Source organism: Anatilimnocola floriformis (assembly GCF_024256385.1).
Classification (GTDB): domain Bacteria; phylum Planctomycetota; class Planctomycetia; order Pirellulales; family Pirellulaceae; genus Anatilimnocola; species Anatilimnocola floriformis.
Map to the genome: position 1 here is coordinate 2,199,450 of NZ_JAMLFW010000001.1, position 16,502 is coordinate 2,215,951.

A 16,502-nucleotide genomic window follows, 5' to 3' on the forward strand; every position below is an offset into this window, starting at 1 on the left:
CCTGCAATCCTCATACCTCAGGAGCGAGTCGCAACTGCAAATCGAGCAAAGAAGTGGCGAGAAGTTTCCCCTGAGTATCGATTCGGAGCGACCGGCTCGCGCCGCCGCCGAGAGCATCGTACAGCAGGAAGTTAAACGCCCCGATCAGCGGCAATTCGAAGCGCTCGACGCGGGTAATTCCTAGGCCGGAGAAATGCGATTGCACGCGGACCGACGTCAAACGGCTGCGGAGGATTTCGTAGCTCTCGGCATCCTTGGCCACGACGCCGATGTTGGCGTGGTTTCCTTTGTCGCCGCTGCGCGCGGTGGCGAGATCGCGAACGAACATGAGTTGGCCGGAGGTCATGCGAACTTCTCCGCTGTTTGCACCTGGACCTTCGCGATCACCAGCGACTTCGGAATGAGCGTGGGCCAGTAGGCGAACACGGGTCGTACCGACGGCCGACCAGCGGCATATCCCGCGAGACCGGCGGGGCCGCTGGTGATGAGCGGGGCGATCTCGCGCGTGAAGTGTTCCACGGCAGCGCGGTTAGGATCGTGAACGGTGACGCGGAGCATCACTTCGCCCGGCGGCTGATATTTCCGCCAGAACCACGAACCGGGAACACCGGCCCCTTGTCCCAGCAATTCGATGTTCGTGCGCGCGAGCGGAAAGCCAGCCGCAGCCGTTCGCTGCAAAATCATTTCGCCGCAGGCTTGCGCTTTCGCCGGGCAATCGAGGCCATAGACCAGCAGCTGCCCGCTCGCCATGAAGCCGTCGCGATAGGCGAGCGAAACTTTGTAAGTGCTGGTTGCATCCGAGCCGCTCGCACCGGTGACCAGGACCCGATCATTTCCCAGGTCTTTCAATTCAACGGTCGTGAAGTCGCAAACGATGTCGGGAGTGTAGTAACGATGTGGATCACCAATTTCATAAACGAGCTGCTCGGCGACAGTACGAAAATTCACGCAGCCGCCGGTGTTCGCTGGTTTTGTGATGATCGTTTCGCCGGCTTCGTTCACTTCAGCGATCGGATAGCCGACGTTGACGAGGTGCGAATGCTCCCAATCGGTCGCATAGCCGCCGGTGACTTGCGCGCCGCATTCGATGAGATGCCCCGCCACGGTTGCCGCCGCGATTTTCGGCAAATCGTCCCAGCTCCAACCGAATTCATGCACCAGCGGCGCGACGGTCAGCGAGGCATCGGCCACGCGGCCAGTAATCACGATTCGCGCGCCAGCAACGAGTGCAGCGACAATCGGTCGTGCGCCGAGATAGGCATTCGCACTGACGATTTTCTCGCGCGGCAGCACCGACAATGGTTCGTCGGTATCAAGATTGCGAAACTCCGCGGCTGCAAGATCCTGCATCAAATCGTCACCTGTGACGACGCCGATAACCGTGTCACCAAGGCCTGCGTCTTTCAGCACTTTGCTCACCGCCGCTGCGCACGCGAGCGGATTCATGCCGCCGCTGTTGGCGATGATCTTCAGCTGCGGCTGTTTTTTTAGCGGCTCGCACAGACTGCGGATGATCTCGACGAAATCTTCCGCATAACCGGCCTTGGGATCTTTCTCGCGCTGCCGCGCGAGAATCGACATCGTCAGCTCGGCTAAATGTTCGATCGTCAGATAGTCAACAGTCGCAGCTTCGACGAGCTCGCGCGGCGCAGTGATGCGATCTCCAAGAAACCCCGCGCCATTAGCAATACGAACGACTCTCATGCCGACAGCTTAACGAATGCAGAAGTAAGAAGGCAGAATGCAGAACTAAAAAAAGAATTTTCATTCTGCGTTCTGCCTTCTCCATTCTGCATTACGACGTTCGTATCCAACATCGCAGCACCTCGGCCACGCTCCAGGCCTGGGCGATGCAGCCACGGGGTACGAATGGCGATTCGGCGTCGAAGACTTCGCTGATCGAGCCGAGGCAAGCTTCGCCCAGGTGATCGACAAATCCTTCGAGGAAACGTCGCGCGCCGGTGCGGTCTTCGGGATGAACGGTCAGCCAAGCGTCGATGAACGGCCCGATGAGCCAGCCCCAGACGGTCCCCTGATGGTACGCCGCATCGCGCGCTCGCAGATCGCCGAAGTATTTGGCTTTGTAATCGGGATGCCCTGCCGCAAGCGACCGCAAACCGACCGGCGTAAGGAGTTGCTGCTGCACAACGTCGAGCACGGGTTTCCAGCGCTGTGGATCGAGCACCGGATGCTCGAGCGAGAAGGAAAAAAGCTGATTAGGCCGCAGCGCGGTGTCATCTCCTGTCTCGCCGTCGATTACGTCGTACAAGTAATTTCCCGGCGCGTACCAGAAGCGACGATTGAACGACGCTTTGGCTCGCTCGGCGAGGTTGGCGTATTTTTGCGCCGCGTCGCCGCCGTGCTCATCGTGCACCCAGTTCTGCATAAGTCGCAGCGCGTTGTACCAGAGCGCATTGATTTCGACGGCTTTGCCGCGGCGGGGCGTGACGACCCAATCGCCGACTTTTGCGTCCATCCAAGTCAGTTGATAACCGGGCGCGCCCTGGCGGATCAAGCCATCGGTCGGATCGAGGCCGATGCCGAACCGCGTGCCGCGCTCGTGATGATCCACAATGTCGATCAGCTTGGGCAGCAGCAGCCTCAGCGTGTTGCGATCGCCGGTCGCACTCACGTAACGACTGAGCGCGTGAAAGAACCACATCGTGGCATCGGCCGTGTGATAGAGACCTTGCTTCTCCCCTTCGGGGAAGAGATTGGGAATCAAACCATCGCGGACGTAATGGCCGAACGTCCGCAGAATGTAGCCCGCTTCCGCGTGACGGCCGGTCGAAAGCGTCAGCCCTTCGAGGCTGATCATGGTGTCGCGGCCCCAATCGGTGAACCAGTGATAACCGGCGATGACGGTGCGCACATCGTCGCCCGCAGCCCGCGAGCGAGCGGCTTCTTCGACGCGGCCAGCCGGCGTGATCAGAAACTGATCGGCAGCGAGCGTCAGTTCACTGGCAGGGCCGGCGCGCAGTGCAGGATGAGCAATCGTCAACAACTGCGTTCGGCGATTCGCTTCATATTCCTGAGCTTGCTCGGGCGACAAGGCCTGAATGGTGTCCCAAGACTCGGTCGAAGCAATCAGCGTGACTGGCTTTTCTTGGGAAAGATCGGCGCGAAAATAACCGGGACTCCAGAGCTCACCGAGGGCTTCGTAACCACGACTCTCTTCGACGCGATAGATGACGTTGGCAAGGTGAGTCCCTTCCAGCGTGCAAGCCTGGCGTTCCCCGATGAGTTTCATTCGCAGCGGCGGCAATGGCTCGGGGGAAGCCAGTTCGAGACGGCCATCATTGAAGCTGACAGGACATGGGCCGGAGTGCGGATGATTCACCGGCGCTTCGTGGGGACGGAAGTGAATCGACGGCCGGAGTTTCACCCGCACGGGACCATCACCGCGAATCAAGCGATAGTTGACGTGCACCGTGTTCTGATGGTGAGGCAGCAAAATCCGCCGCTCGAGCACATAGCCATCGAATTCGTACCGCCACACCGGCAGGCCGAGCTCCAGGCGGAATTCAGTGAGCCATTCGCTGCCGTGCAAATTGAGTTCGCCGCCGCGCTCTTCGCCGCCGATCAGATACTTGGCGCGATTGGGGAGGCGGATGAGTTCGGTTAAGTGATTGAGCATTACGCGCCGACCCAGCGGCGCCGGTAACGCGGCAATGAGTAACGCATGGTAGCGCCGTGCCGCGACGCCGCCGATCGTGCCGGAGGCGTAACCACCGAGCCCGTTGGTCACGAGCCATTCGCGCGTCAGGAGCGACTCTCGCTCGACTTCCTCGCGGCCGGCCCACGGCATGCGTAAAACCCAACTCTCCATCTCGAGTCCTTTCTCTGCCAGATTCAAAGCGATTATTTCTTAGGCGGTGTTCGTTGCTTGATCGCGACTTCTGGATCCTGCTTCCGCGGTTTCAAAACCACGGCAGCCATCGCGGGAATGCGCCAGATCAGCTCTTCCGACTCCAGCGGCGGCGTGCCGCGACCGCCATATGCCGGGTCTTCGCTCGACAACAGGATTTCCCATTCTTGATCGGGCGGCGGCGCGAGCAGTGGCTCCGGCGCGGGGTCGTAGATCAAATCGCGGCCGAAATTGATGAACAGCAACCGATCGTCCGATCGCTCGCCGAAGAAGCGAAGGACAAATGCGTCGTTGCTGAGGACCGAGGCATCGAAGCGATGGCGATCTTGGGACCGAAAGGCAGGTTCATCGCGCCGCAGCTTGAGCAGATCGCAATGGAACTGATACAACTCGCGGTTTTTCTCAACTTCCGACCAATCGAGAATACAACGACGGAACGTTTCCTCGGCACTGGGATCCGGCAAGATCGTTTTCATCTCTTCCGTCGCCAGGCTGGGAAACTGGCTGAGGAATTTCAGTCGGCCTTCGCGAATGGCGGTGTTCAAATCGGGCTTGTGATCAGCAAAAAACAAAAACGGCGCGCTAGCGGCGAACTCCTGCCCTTGAAAGAGCATTGGCGTATTCGGCCCGAGCAGCAGCAGCGCAGTGAGCGCTTTGTACTGATCGATGCTCGTCATCTGATGCAGCCGCTCACCAGTGCCGGAGTTGGCGATCTGATCGTGGTTCTGTGTGAACGTGATGAACTGCGCCGGCTGCAAATCGAGCGAATAATGGCCACGCCGCGCTTGCTGCCATTGGTAACGTTGGCCTTGATAGAGAAAGCCCCACTTCAGCGACGAGATCAGCTCTTGGGCAGTTCCTTTGTAGTCGGTGAAGTAGGCTTCGTTGTGACCGGTCACGGCGACGCGAGCGCTGTGATGAAAATCGTCGTTCCAGATCGCATCAAGGCCGCAGCCGCCTTGGTCCACGGGCCGAACCAATCGCGCTTCCTGCCGTTCGTTTTCATTGACGATGAGAGTAGCGCGGCCCTTGGCTGCAGCACGCACTTCGTTGCCGATGACCGTCAGGATGTGCTCGGGCGAGTCATCGAAAATCTGTTGCGTCGCGTCCAGTCGCAAACCATCGAGATGATACTCGTCGATCCAATAGCTGGCGTTCTTGGCAAAGAACTCCCGCACGGGGCCGTTCTGCTCGCCGTCAAAATTGATGGCGTCGCCCCATTCATTGTCGTACTTGTGGCTAAAGTAATGATCGGAAAAACAGCCGGTGTAGTTGCCATCCGGCCCGAGATGGTTGTAGACGACATCCAAAATGACGCCCAGCCCGAGCCGATGCGCTTCGTCCACAAAACGGCGAAAATCATCGGGTTTGCCGTACAGGCGCGTCGGGGCAAACATGAACGTGCCGTCGTATCCCCAACCGAAACGGCCGGGGAACTCCGCGACCGGCATCACTTCAAGCAGCGTGATACCCGTCTCGGCGAGATGAGGCAGCTTTTCGATCGCCGCCTGCCAGGTACCTTCAGGCGTGAACGTGCCGATGTGCAGTTCATAAATCACTTGGCCGGCGAGCTTGCTTCCCTTCCAGGCCTGATCGGTCCATTTGAACTTAGTCGGATCGACGATCTGCGATGGGCCATGCGGTCCATCAGGCTGATAGCGCGAGACTGGATCAGGGAAGCGATTGCCGTTGACGACATACCAGTAGAGCGCGCCATCACTCAGTTCCGGCACAGTGCCGCTGTGATAGCCATCGGCTTCGGGCGTGAGCTCAAATTTGCTCGTCGTATCGTGAAGTAAGACTTCAACGCGCTGGCTCTTCGGCGCCCAGACGCGAAAGGATGCGCTTCCATCAGACAACAATTCGGCGCCAACGGGCAGGCGTCGCGGCATATCAGCATCCTTTCGTGAACCTCCTGAAGCGATGTAGCTTCGGTCGAGGGGCGAAACCAAATTAGCAACTACCGCGCCGCAAACGAAAAACGGCTGGGCGCGATTGCTCACGCCCAGCCGCGAGGAGATGACTCAATGAATCAAACGATTGCGGACTAAGCCACTTCAATCAGATCAACAATTTGCTCGACTTCGCCGAAAGAGCGCGCGTCGTGTAGCCACAACTGACGCTGATAATACGTAGGTGCCCAACCGCGTAGAGTGGCAACACCGGCGCTTACTTCCACCAACAGCCGGCGCTCCGCAATGCGGTGCTTCGACACGATGTGCTCGCGAATACGCTGTGCAAGCGCCTCATTATCAACCTGAGGGGCGAGATCCATCGACAAACTAGACATGCAACACCAAATCCTAGCGAGTACATAGAGACGGTACGGGTTGTGTGGAATAAGTGCAAACTGCGGGCCACCGCGTAAGTCCTTAATCCATGTCGAGTGATTGCGGCGCGGCCAGCAGATTTGGTCGTTCAGCAATCAGCTTGGCTCGCCAACAACCAATCTGTCACGGCTGAATGCTGAACGATCAACGAACACTTTTCGGAACCGGCCGACGTCTCATCGCAAATCAAATTTTCTCGTTTTGAGACTTGGCGAGGTTCCGTCACGGGCGAAAGCGGTGCGTGTCGGAGATTTTTTCTGAATCTCAGAAATCGCCTAACAACTTAGCTTTGAGCGAGTTGGGACCGAGTGACTAGGTTGCAGTTGCACGCGATAGCTCGCTACTGGCCGACGCGGCGCGGCGATTGCTTTACGGTGCATCCAACAAATCGCCGGAGAAATTGACTCGCCGGCAGCAATGCAAAATCCTCTCAGTCGTTTGCCAAGGAAGTCGTCCGATGGTCACCCAAGCCAAGCCCACCCGCCCCACAACGAGCACCGCCGAACACACGAACGGTTCGATCCTCAGCGAAGCCGCTCGCATCCGTAACCAATGGTCGGCTAATGAAAAGCTCGATCGCCGCCACCAAGCCTATCTGTTTCAACAACAGCTGCTGCGGGCTGTGGGACTTGCCTCCAGCGATGGCTTGGAAGAAGTGATCACTGTCGCTCAGTAGTAAGTAGCGTGCGCCACTTGAACCCGCAACACTGACCAACAATAGATTGCAAACAAGCCATGCGTTATCTGGCTTTGGCAGCCGACTACGACGGAACCCTCGCCCATCACGGCAAAGTGAGCGACAGCACGATTGCGGCCCTGCAGCGATTGAAAGATTCGGGCCGTAAACTGCTTATGGTCAGTGGCCGAGAATTGCCCGACTTGGCGAAGACGTTCGACCATTTCGAACTCTTCGACCGCATGGTCCTCGAAAACGGGGCCCTCCTTTACAACCCGGCCACCCGCGAAGAAACGGTCCTGGCCGAAGAGCCACCGCCGCAGTTCGTCGAAACGCTGTACGCTCGCGGTGTTTCGCGCATCTCTGTCGGCCGCGTGATCGTCGCCACTTGGGAGCCGCACCAAAAAGAGGTGCTCGAAACGATCCACGACATGGGGCTCGAGCGGCAAGTCATCTTCAATAAGGGGGCCGTAATGGTGCTCCCCTCCGGCGTGAACAAAGCGACCGGGTTGACTGCTGGTTTGCTTCAACTCGGACTATCGCCGCACAACTGCGTTGCCGTAGGCGACGCAGAAAACGATCACACGTTTCTTTCTGCCGCCGAATGCGGCGTGGCTGTTTCGAACGCGCTCGATGTGCTCAAAGAGCGATCCGATTGGGTTACCAACTGCGATCACGGTCATGGCGTCGAAGAGCTCATCGATCAGCTGATCAAAGATGACTTGGCCGTGCTCAATGAGCGGTTGAAGCGGCATGGAATTCTCGTCGGCAAGACGGCGACCGATGCGGAACGGCGACTCGATCCGTTTGGCGTGAATCTGCTCATCGCTGGTTCGTCGGCGAGCGGCAAATCGACGGTTACTACGGGATTGCTCGAGCGTTTGCAAAGCAAGGGCTATCAGTTTCTGATTGTCGATCCCGAAGGAGATTACTCGACGCTCAAAGGCGCTTCCGTTCTCGGCGATGTCACTCGTGCGCCGCTAGTCGAAGAAGTTCTCGATCAGCTGAAGAATCCCACGAACAACGTCGTCGTCAACTTGCTGGGCATTCCACTCGATCAACGACCCGCTTTCTTCGACTCACTTTTGCCGCGGCTGCAAGCGATGCGCATCGCTAAAGGTCGCCCTCACTGGATCCTGGTGGACGAAGCGCATCACTTGCTGCACGCCCAATGGAAGCCGGCCGAGCAAACGCTCTCCGGGCAAAGCATGGGGATGACGCTCGTGACGGTTCATCCCGAGAGTGTTTCGAAATCAGCTCTCGAAAAAGTGAATGCAGCCATCGTCCTCGGCGAACGGCCTGATAAGACGCTGACCACGTTCTGCGCGGCCGTCAGTCATCCACTGCCACTCGTGCCCCAGCAACTCAACCGCGGCGATGTATTGTTGTGGGAAGCGGGGCGTGATGAAGTCGCGGTCGTGCACACCGAGCCGCCGAAGAACGAACGCCGCCGTCATTCCCGCAAGTATGCCGAGGGAAATCTCGGCCCAGACCGGAGCTTTTATTTCCGTGGGCCAGAAAAGAAGCTCAAGCTGAAAGCGCAGAACCTAGCCATCTTTCAGCAGTTGGCCGAAGGAATCGACGACGAGACCTGGTTGTTCCACCTGCAGCAAGGTGATTACTCGGCCTGGTTCCGCGAATCAATCAAGGATGAAGAGCTTGCCGCCGAAGCGGAGAAGATCGAAGCTACCGAACTCTCCGCCGAGGAGAGTCGCGAAGCGATTGGCGCCGCAATCGGCAAGCGATACACGCTGCCGAGCGAGAAGGCCACCGGCCATGAGGAAAAGGTCGAAGCGGCAAAGGCCGAATGACCTCGCACGGGATTACTCGCGCACGATCGCTGGATACGGCAAGCTGCGAAGCAAATCGGGCAGATCATAAGCTCGCAGCGCGCCATGCACCGAGTTGACAAGTTGGCCGGGCCGTTCGGGATGACGAACGTAGTCGGACCAAGAAACCGAACTGCCGCGCAATTCCAGGCCGGCAAATAGATCACGTTCAACTGCGGCTGCGTGCAACGCAGGCGGCCCGCACACTCCGACGCCGATCAGATGGACTTCGCTCTTTTCGCCGGACTCACTCAGATGTTGCGCGGCGACAAGAATATCTTCGGCGCGCATTCCGAGTAGCGACCGGCCCAGCAGGTAGCTGACGAAAATGTCGTTCCAATCGCCGCCCCATAGCCCTTCGGGCGCTGGACCTGTTTCGCCGCAGCCACGCACGTCGATAGCGAGCACGAGATGGCCACTGCGAACGAGTTTCAGAATTTGTTCGTCGGCGATCGCCGATTGTTTGCCGACGCCGGAAACGTAGAGATACTTTTTGCCGCTAAACTTCTCAGGCTTCAGCCACAGCGCCGGAATAGCAAGATTTGCCTCGGGTTCGATCACGAGTTTCTCGATCGAATAACCCACGCCCTGCTGAGCTTCTCCTTGTCGAATCGCTGGCTGAGGAAGTTCTTTCAGCGGCCTGATGCCCGCGATCGCACGCACCTTGGTGAGCGCTTGCGGCAGGTTTTCCTTTTGCCAGATTTTCTCGCGTTGCGGTTTCAAACGGTCATCAAGTTCGGCGTTTAGATCGGTTACCGAACGTGCGCCAGGGCGCAACATCACCTGACCTGCCGGTGTGCAGCGAGCGGCGGCTTCGCTAGGCGTGGTGAATTGAGCTTCGCTGATCGGTTGGTCTTTCTCAAGCAACCAGCGGTTCATCCAATGGGCCATCGCTTCGCGCTGCAGCAGCGGGTAGCCGTGCTTGGCGTCGGTTTCGATCAGGCTCACAGCTTCGGGATGGCCGAGCCGCGTGTAGACCCGCTTGGCTTGTCGGAAGGTGTCCCAGGTTCCTTGAATGTCGAAGAAATCATGCGTCGAAGCGAGGATCAACGTCGGCCGCGGCGCGCGCAGCAGAAGATATTCCGCATGATCGATGCCGAGCGCGATCTGCGCGTGAATGTTCTGCTCGGCATCTTGCGGGCCGATGGTAGCGAGCAGCCGCGGAAAGCTCGTGATATAGCAACTCGGCGCGGCGCAGAGCACGCGTTGGTCGAGAGCCATCAAGTAACTGCTGAGCGTGCCTCCGCCGGAACAGCCGGTCACGCCGAGTCGTTTGGCATCGATGTCGTCGCGACTGGCGAGATAATCGAGCGCCCGCATGCCATCCCAAATACGGTAGCTCGCGGTGCCGCGGCCGAGCAACATCGACGTGCTGCCGAGCAGCGTGTGTTCCTCGGTCATCTTGAAAAGCGGCTTTCCCTTTTCATCGATGATCTGAATTCGCTCGCCCTGGCCGATCGGGTCGTAGCACATCGCCGCGATGCCGTTCATCGCGAGCAGGATGCAAACTCGTTGATTTGATACCTTGCCATCCTGACTGTGACCGGCCGGAACCAGCACGGCGGGGAAAGGGCCTTTCGTCGTCGGCAGAAAGATCACGGCAGTGACGAAGTGTTGCGGCTGACTTTCGAAAATCACTTTCTCCGCGCGATAGCCTGCGCCTTTCAATTCGCCGACGACGCGGGGATTCAGCGGAGTCCGCTCGGGCCGTTCGCCCAGTTGCTGCAGCAAGAGCGCACGAATCTTCGCCTGATATGCGGCTACATCTTCCGGCGTTTTGAGCTGCTCGTACGCGGCCTGCCGGCGAGCAAACGCCGCTTCGGTTTGGGCCTTGAGATAACGCCGCAACATTTGCTTCGGCGGTCCATCGGCGAGTTGATCGGGCAGTACCTTCAGGTCGTCGGCTGCGAACGCATTCGCAGCCGCGGTCAGCAACAACAAAGCGAATGTCGTGCGGATCATTGAGGCTTGCTTTCCAAGTTGGCAGGTTTTGGTTGTTCGTTCGTCGGCGTCTCGGGCAGCGACAGGAGCAGGGCGTTCGTTGCCCAACCGGCCGCGGCAATCGAGATGAACTGATCCTTTTCGTGCGGATAGCCCGATTCAAAATAGGGCTGAAACGGTTTGCTGCGCGACTTCACGTGCCACGAACCGTCGGCGAGTTGCGACTTCAGCAAAAATTGCAGGCCGCGCTGATACGCCTTGTCCATCGTCGATAGGCCTGCGCTCTCTTGCAAAGCGACAAGCACCGAACCAGTCGCGTAGGCATCGCTTTCCAGATCGGGCAACTGCGACCAACCACCGTCGTCGCGCTGCGACTTCAGTAGTTGCTCTTTCGCTTCGGCGATGGCTTCCTGCTTGGCGTCGACGATTGGCAACGAGCGCAACTGAAAGACGCGATCCTCGGTATCTTTGGCCTCACCTTTTAGCAGCCATTCGCGAACTTTCGCAAAGCGGGCCGTGATACGCTCTTTTTGTTCGTCCGTTCCATAGGCCTGCAAGCTGTAGAGCGATAGATAGGTCGCGGTGAAGGCGCTGGCTTCGCTCGGCGGGCGGTTCGAAACCGAAGTCCAGTGTTCCTTGTCGCTTTGATAGCGCAAAAAGTACTCGGCGACCGCCGCCGTCGTGTCATCCGCAGGCCAACCGCCGGCTTGCAGCGTCCACAGCGCATAACCGGCCATATCGATCGCGCCACCTTGGCCTTTTCCTTCTCGGTAGCGGGCCTGGTTGGTTGCGAGGAACTTGACTGTGTGCTTCAGCTGCGCTTGCAGATGCTCTTCATCGATCGCAAAGCCTCGCGACTTTGCAGCAACCAGGGCAAACACCGGCATGGCCTGGTTGTGACACATGAAGCACTTTCGCTCATGGCCGAGCACTCCTTTCGCGCCGGCGACGAGGAGCGGCAGGGATTTTTCGACGGCGGATTTGATTTCGGCGGGCGCGGGCTCGTCGGCAGCGATTGCCAGAGTGTTCAGCAGGCAGCAGACAATCGCGGTTGAGATGATGGGTCGCATGATTCGCTCCGAAGCGTGGGCTCGAAGCGAATCATCATAGGGCTACGGCCGGTAAGTCGCAAAACACTTCGGCGTTTCCCACAGGTGCGTCTCGACGACGGGAAAGCCGCGGCTCGCCGTGAATTCATGAATCAGCTTGGCGATGTTTTCCGCTGTTGGATTCTGATCCATCAGGAATAGCGGCTCGCCGAGGCCTTGAAACATTTTCACGTACGGATCGTCGCGATGCAGCAGCATGCGATGATCGAGGTTCTCATCGATCCACGTGCTGACGACGCGCTTGATATCCGAAAAATCGAGGACCATGCCCCGCTCGTCGAGCGTTTCGCCTTCGATGGCGATGATCGCCCGGCCGTTGTGACCGTGCAGGTGCTTGCACTTGCCGTCGTAGTTAAGCAGGCGATGGCCGTAACAAAAATCGATTTCGCGCGTGACTCGAAACATCGGTACTCGATTGATAAGGAGAGATTACGAGGCGTAGGGCGTGAGGTCGGTGCGCCCGACTAGTTCAAAAGCGTGCTGCCGTTCGGCGCACTTGTTACAGCGCCCGCAATGCAGGCCGCGGACGGGATGAATGCAGGAAAAAGTCAGCTCGAGCGGCAGTGATTCGCCGAGCGTCATCACTTGTTGTTTGTTGGCTTCGCCGAAGGGGCGGAGCAATTCTACCTGGCGCTCGACGCCGCGGTTCATGGCGGCTTGAAACTCGTGAAAGAACTGCGGGCCGGCGTCTTCGAAGGGACTTGTGCCGAGCGGCGCGATCGCGAGTTGCTTGATGCCGTGCAACTGACAGTAAATCGCCGCTTTGATCAGCAGCAGTGCGTTGCGACCAGGCAGAAATACCGCTTCGTCGGGCGAAGTTGCATCGGGGGTGCCGCGGCCCGTCAGGCTCCAATGGCCGACGTATAAATCATTCAGGGGTAAGTCGAGCACGATCAGCGGCCGAAGATTCTCGGTTTGAATCGCTTGCAGAAATCGATCGAGTGCGGGTAACTCCGCCGCTTGCCAGGTTAGTCCCGTGCGGATGTAAAACGGCTGAACGGCATGCTGCCGTCGCAGCAAATCGCCGATCAGGATGCAGCTATCAAGGCCCCCGCTAGCCATCACGCCGACGGTCGCTGTTTCAGAAGCAGAAATCATGAGGCAGTGATGGGAAGGTGCGTGCGGCGAGTGACGGCGATGAGCAGGTGTCTTATTCTATCTCGCCGACCGAATGTGCGGGCAGGTGGAGCTGCGAATTGCGGCCAGCTGCCAGAGACCGATTGCCGGCCGCGAAAAGGCCTTGATTTGTGGTGGTGTTAATAATACACTAACACAAAGGATTAGCAGACATATGAACCAGCTGTTGTACAACGCCTCCCTCGCGCTGCTGACAGATTTGTATCAACTCACGATGGCCTATGGCTATTGGAAGCTCGGTCGGGCCGAGCAGCGGGCCGTGTTTCATCTGTTCTTTCGCTCGCCACCTTTCTCGGGTGGTTACACGCTTGCGGCTGGTTTGCAGCCGGCGCTAGATTTTCTGTCTGAGTTTCGGTTTGACAAATCGGACATCGAGTTTCTCGCGACGCTCCGCGGCAACGACGGTGGGCCGCTGTTTCCGGATCAGAAATTTCTCGACTATCTCGCCGAACTGCAACTGACTTGCGATGTGCACGCGATGCCCGAAGGCTCGCTCTGTTTCGGCCGCGAGCCGCTGCTCCGCGTAACCGGACCGATCTTGCAATGTCAGTTGCTAGAAACAGCGCTCCTCAACATCGTTAATTTTCAAACACTGATCGCTACCAAGGCCGCGCGGATTTGTTCGGCGGCCCGCGGTGAACCGGTGATTGAATTCGGCTTGCGAAGAGCTCAAGGCATCGACGGTGGACTCGCTGCCAGCCGGGCCGCGTACATCGGCGGCTGTGCGGCGACGTCGAATGTGCTCGCCGGAAAACTGTACGGCGTGCCGGTGAAGGGAACACATGCTCACAGCTGGGTGATGTCGTTCGACACCGAGCCAGAAGCTTTCGAACAATACGCTGCTGCCCTGCCGAACAACTGTGTGTTTCTGGTCGACACTTACGACACGCTCGACGGAGTGCGGAACGCGATCGAAGTCGGCCAGCGCCTGCGTGCTCGTGGCCATGAGATGGTCGGCATTCGACTCGATTCCGGCGACCTCGCTTACTTGAGCATCGAAGCCCGCAAACTGCTCGATGCGGCGGGCTTTCCCAAAGCGGCGATTCTCGCTTCGAACGATCTCGACGAAAAGATCATCGAGAGCCTCAAGCAACAAGGCGCCAAGATCGCCGTGTGGGGCGTCGGCACGAAACTGGTCACGGCCTACGATCAGCCGGCACTTGGTGGTGTGTATAAACTCGGCGCGCTGCAGAATGCCGACGATAGCTGGTCGCCAAAGGTGAAGTTGTCGGAGCAAGTCGTGAAGACGAGCATTCCCGGCATCCTGCAAGTGAAACGCTTTGAAAACGATGGCGAGTACATCGGCGACTTGATCTACGACGAACTCCTCGGGAGTGACTCACAGCAAACGATTATCGATCCGAAAGATCCGCTGCGAAAGAAAAAGATTGACGCCGCTGCAGTCGCGCGCGATGTGTTGATTCCCGTGTTGAAAGCAGGCCAGCGCGTTGTGGAAGCAGAATCGTTAACCACCATTCGCGAGCGTGTGCAAAGCGAACTTGGAAAACTCAACGCAGGCAGCAAGCGGTTTTTGAATCCGCATGAGTATCCGGTCGGACTCGATGCGCACTTGCAGGCGCAACGCGAAAAGATGATTCGCGGTGCGCGAGAGAGATGAAAACTAGTTTTTCTGGCACCAAAGGTACTGAAGTGAACGCCGATGGTTACTCGAACAGTGACTCAAAATTAGCAAAGCGATTCTTTAGTTCGGCCTTGAATTCTTGCTGCTGAGCTTCGCTCAAGCGTCCACCAACAAATGTTGGAAACCAGCTGAAGTCGATCTCCTGCAATTCGTTCAGCCGCTCGAACAGGATTGACTTAACATCAAAGGGAAGTTGAACAATTACGACCGGTAATTCCGGAACAGTGAATTTCCAAACCAATGCAGCAAGCAGTTCATCGGTAAATTCTTTGTCAGTAATGACGCTCCGCTGCCATAAAGGAATTAGCCTTCATTGCGGCAACGGCAAAACATCCGCCTGCGACCAACTGTTGTTGATCTGCCGCCAGAGCTTGCCGCTGGGATTTTTGTTCTGCAGTGATGCAGGCAAGCGATTGTCGCGCACGCCGTCGTAGCAATGGAGCGCCGCGAAGCGACGCAGCGAAGCCGGAATTCCGACGGCGGTGAAGCCGGGATGGCCCGTCGCTGGGAATGGTCCGCCGTGGTTCATCGCGGGGCTGACCGCCACGCCGGTCGGCATCTTGTCGTCGAGCAAACGGCCCACCTTTTGTCGCAGGATCGGCGCAAGCTGCGCATAGGCCGCATCGTCGCTGACAATCTTGCTGGAATAGATACAGCCCGTGAGGTTCCCCTCGAGTTGTCGGAGCACGTTGGCAGCTTCCGCAAGATCTGCGCAAACGACGAGCAGCGAGGCATTGCCAAACGCTTCGGTCTGTAGCGCGGTGGCATTTTTCACAAAGTGCGAACCATCGACGCGCAGCAGCGTGTTGGCGTGGCTGTATCCTTTGCCGCCACCCGCGGTGCCGCCGACGAGCAACTTGGCGCCGGCGCTTTGAAGCGTGGTCACCGCTTTCGTTAGCGAAGAAGCGACACTCGAAGACAACAGGGTGCCGACCGGTGCTGCGCCGAACTTCGTCGTGATTTCGCTGATGAAAGCTTCCGTATTCGGATTGGCAAGCAGCACGATCAGGCCCGGATTGGTGCAGAACTGCCCCACACCCATTAAGCAGCTCGAGGTGAACTGACCGGCGATGTCGGCAGATTTTTCCGCGATAGCGCCGGGAAGAATGACGACCGGATTGACGCTCGAAAGTTCAGCATAAAATGGCTTGCCAACAGCATCGGCGGCGGCCTTCAGTTTCAAACCGGCGTTGCGACTGCCGGTGTAACCAATCGCGCCGACGCGGTGATCGGCGACGAGTTTTTCACCGTCGGCATGGCTGGTGCGATAGATCAACTGCACCGTGGCGAGCGGCAGGTTAGTCTCCTTCAGCGCGGCGAGAGCTTCTTCGGCAAATAGCTGTGTCGTGCCGGGGTGCGACGTGTTCGCTTTAGCGATGACAGGATTTCCCGCCGCAATGGCCGCCGCGAAATCGCCACCGGCGGCGCTATTGAATGCAAATGGAAAATTGTTCGGGCCAAAAACGAGAACTGGCCCGATCGGCGCGAGGACCGAACGGATATTCGCGGCGGCATCGATCGTCGGCTGTGTCCAACTGCCATCGCGAGCAGCGGCAGCGGCTTGGCGTAATTGGTTTGTCGTGCGCGGAAACTCCGCATCCGCCAAGCGCGGTGCGACCGGCAAGGCGCTTTCCTGATTGGCGATTTTCACGAAGTCGTCTTTGCGGGCCTCGATTCGCTTGGCGAACGCTTCGAGGAATTCCGCGATGCGCTCGGCTGGCAACTTTTGCAGTTCTTCGGCCGCTGTGGCTGCGGCAGCAAGCGCTGCTTCGCAATCGGCCCAGGTGCTGACAGGGAACTGCGCGGCGAGCTTTTCTTGCGTGGCGGGATTTTCGGCTTGGAAGGAGCCGCTGGAGATCGAGGTTCGCCATTCACCGGCGATGAGGACGGGTTGCATGGTCATATTGAGTATGGAGAAGTAGCTGAATTCGCCAGAATTCAGATGATTTGCAGTTCGACTGAATTCTGGC

Annotated in this window: 14 protein-coding genes; 3 read left to right on the forward strand and 11 right to left on the reverse strand. The window is 58.3% G+C overall.

All coding sequences use genetic code 11. From position 1 onward, the window contains the following. Window positions 1–10 precede the first annotated feature (10 nt). The 5 genes from M9Q49_RS08705 to M9Q49_RS08725 all read right to left on the reverse strand — a co-directional run bounded on the left by M9Q49_RS08705 (window position 11) and on the right by M9Q49_RS08725 (window position 6,158). Window positions 11–346 (reverse strand): AtuA-related protein, encoded by a 336-nt coding sequence (locus tag M9Q49_RS08705; RefSeq protein ID WP_254508329.1) that lies wholly within the window; start codon window positions 344–346, stop codon window positions 11–13. Then, complete coding sequence (locus tag M9Q49_RS08710; RefSeq protein WP_254508330.1) at window positions 343–1,704, reverse strand: acyclic terpene utilization AtuA family protein; 1,362 nt, start codon at window positions 1,702–1,704, stop codon at window positions 343–345. Before M9Q49_RS08710 ends, M9Q49_RS08705 begins: the two co-directional genes overlap by 4 nt. Before the next feature lie 91 nt (window positions 1,705–1,795). Beyond that, window positions 1,796–3,829, reverse strand: a complete 2,034-nt coding sequence (locus M9Q49_RS08715; protein ID WP_254508331.1) for an amylo-alpha-1,6-glucosidase — start codon at window positions 3,827–3,829, stop codon at window positions 1,796–1,798. A gap of 32 nt (window positions 3,830–3,861) precedes the next feature. Beyond that, on the reverse strand, window positions 3,862–5,760 hold the full coding sequence (treZ, locus tag M9Q49_RS08720; protein WP_254508332.1) for a malto-oligosyltrehalose trehalohydrolase: 1,899 nt from the start codon (window positions 5,758–5,760) through the stop codon (window positions 3,862–3,864). A gap of 155 nt (window positions 5,761–5,915) precedes the next feature. Beyond that, window positions 5,916–6,158: a BON domain-containing protein gene (locus tag M9Q49_RS08725; RefSeq protein ID WP_254508333.1), complete on the reverse strand. Its 243-nt coding sequence runs from the start codon at window positions 6,156–6,158 to the stop codon at window positions 5,916–5,918. A 497-nt stretch (window positions 6,159–6,655) separates the two neighbouring features. On the opposite strand from M9Q49_RS08725, the gene M9Q49_RS08730 reads away from it, so the two are divergent. After that, the gene (locus tag M9Q49_RS08730; protein ID WP_254508334.1) at window positions 6,656–6,874 is read left to right on the forward strand and encodes a hypothetical protein; all 219 of its coding nucleotides are present in this window, start codon (window positions 6,656–6,658) and stop codon (window positions 6,872–6,874) included. A 59-nt stretch (window positions 6,875–6,933) separates the two neighbouring features. Further along, window positions 6,934–8,685, forward strand: coding sequence for an HAD family hydrolase (locus M9Q49_RS08735; RefSeq protein ID WP_254508335.1), 1,752 nt, complete (start codon window positions 6,934–6,936; stop codon window positions 8,683–8,685). Between the two features lie 12 nt (window positions 8,686–8,697). On the opposite strand, the gene M9Q49_RS08740 is transcribed toward M9Q49_RS08735, so the two are convergent. From M9Q49_RS08740 to M9Q49_RS08755, 4 genes are read right to left on the reverse strand one after another with little or no spacing between them, the layout of a single operon-like run. Then, entirely contained in the window at window positions 8,698–10,665 is a 1,968-nt protein-coding gene (locus tag M9Q49_RS08740) for an acetylxylan esterase (RefSeq protein ID WP_254508336.1), read from the reverse strand. Then, a complete protein-coding gene (locus M9Q49_RS08745; RefSeq protein ID WP_254508337.1) occupies window positions 10,662–11,714 on the reverse strand; it encodes a prenyltransferase/squalene oxidase repeat-containing protein in 1,053 nt (350 codons plus the stop codon). Before M9Q49_RS08745 ends, M9Q49_RS08740 begins: the two co-directional genes overlap by 4 nt. A 42-nt stretch (window positions 11,715–11,756) precedes the next feature. After that, the gene (locus M9Q49_RS08750) at window positions 11,757–12,158 is read right to left on the reverse strand and encodes a 6-pyruvoyl trahydropterin synthase family protein (protein ID WP_254508338.1); all 402 of its coding nucleotides are present in this window, start codon (window positions 12,156–12,158) and stop codon (window positions 11,757–11,759) included. A 24-nt stretch (window positions 12,159–12,182) separates the two neighbouring features. After that, the gene (locus M9Q49_RS08755; protein WP_254508339.1) at window positions 12,183–12,851 is read right to left on the reverse strand and encodes a 7-cyano-7-deazaguanine synthase; all 669 of its coding nucleotides are present in this window, start codon (window positions 12,849–12,851) and stop codon (window positions 12,183–12,185) included. Between the two features lie 193 nt (window positions 12,852–13,044). On the opposite strand from M9Q49_RS08755, the gene M9Q49_RS08760 reads away from it, so the two are divergent. Continuing rightward, window positions 13,045–14,508, forward strand: a complete 1,464-nt coding sequence (locus M9Q49_RS08760) for a nicotinate phosphoribosyltransferase (protein ID WP_254508340.1) — start codon at window positions 13,045–13,047, stop codon at window positions 14,506–14,508. A gap of 46 nt (window positions 14,509–14,554) precedes the next feature. On the opposite strand, the gene M9Q49_RS08765 is transcribed toward M9Q49_RS08760, so the two are convergent. Next, entirely contained in the window at window positions 14,555–14,773 is a 219-nt protein-coding gene (locus M9Q49_RS08765) for a hypothetical protein (RefSeq protein ID WP_254508341.1), read from the reverse strand. Between the two features lie 69 nt (window positions 14,774–14,842). Further along, the gene (locus M9Q49_RS08770; RefSeq protein ID WP_390843640.1) at window positions 14,843–16,435 is read right to left on the reverse strand and encodes an aldehyde dehydrogenase (NADP(+)); all 1,593 of its coding nucleotides are present in this window, start codon (window positions 16,433–16,435) and stop codon (window positions 14,843–14,845) included. Window positions 16,436–16,502: the final 67 nt, after the last annotated feature.

Coding starts and splice junctions, on each gene's coding strand:
- M9Q49_RS08755 (WP_254508339.1), bottom strand. CDS start 12,851: ATGATTTCTGCTTCTGAAACAGCGACCGTCGGCGTGATGGCTAGCGGG.
- M9Q49_RS08710 (WP_254508330.1), bottom strand. CDS start 1,704: ATGAGAGTCGTTCGTATTGCTAATGGCGCGGGGTTTCTTGGAGATCGC.
- M9Q49_RS08745 (WP_254508337.1), bottom strand. CDS start 11,714: ATGCGACCCATCATCTCAACCGCGATTGTCTGCTGCCTGCTGAACACT.
- M9Q49_RS08750 (WP_254508338.1), bottom strand. CDS start 12,158: ATGTTTCGAGTCACGCGCGAAATCGATTTTTGTTACGGCCATCGCCTG.
- treZ (WP_254508332.1), bottom strand. CDS start 5,760: ATGCCGCGACGCCTGCCCGTTGGCGCCGAATTGTTGTCTGATGGAAGC.
- M9Q49_RS08715 (WP_254508331.1), bottom strand. CDS start 3,829: ATGGAGAGTTGGGTTTTACGCATGCCGTGGGCCGGCCGCGAGGAAGTC.
- M9Q49_RS08730 (WP_254508334.1), top strand. CDS start 6,656: ATGGTCACCCAAGCCAAGCCCACCCGCCCCACAACGAGCACCGCCGAA.
- M9Q49_RS08735 (WP_254508335.1), top strand. CDS start 6,934: ATGCGTTATCTGGCTTTGGCAGCCGACTACGACGGAACCCTCGCCCAT.
- M9Q49_RS08770 (WP_390843640.1), bottom strand. CDS start 16,435: ATGACCATGCAACCCGTCCTCATCGCCGGTGAATGGCGAACCTCGATC.
- M9Q49_RS08740 (WP_254508336.1), bottom strand. CDS start 10,665: ATGATCCGCACGACATTCGCTTTGTTGTTGCTGACCGCGGCTGCGAAT.
- M9Q49_RS08725 (WP_254508333.1), bottom strand. CDS start 6,158: ATGTCTAGTTTGTCGATGGATCTCGCCCCTCAGGTTGATAATGAGGCG.
- M9Q49_RS08760 (WP_254508340.1), top strand. CDS start 13,045: ATGAACCAGCTGTTGTACAACGCCTCCCTCGCGCTGCTGACAGATTTG.
- M9Q49_RS08705 (WP_254508329.1), bottom strand. CDS start 346: ATGACCTCCGGCCAACTCATGTTCGTTCGCGATCTCGCCACCGCGCGC.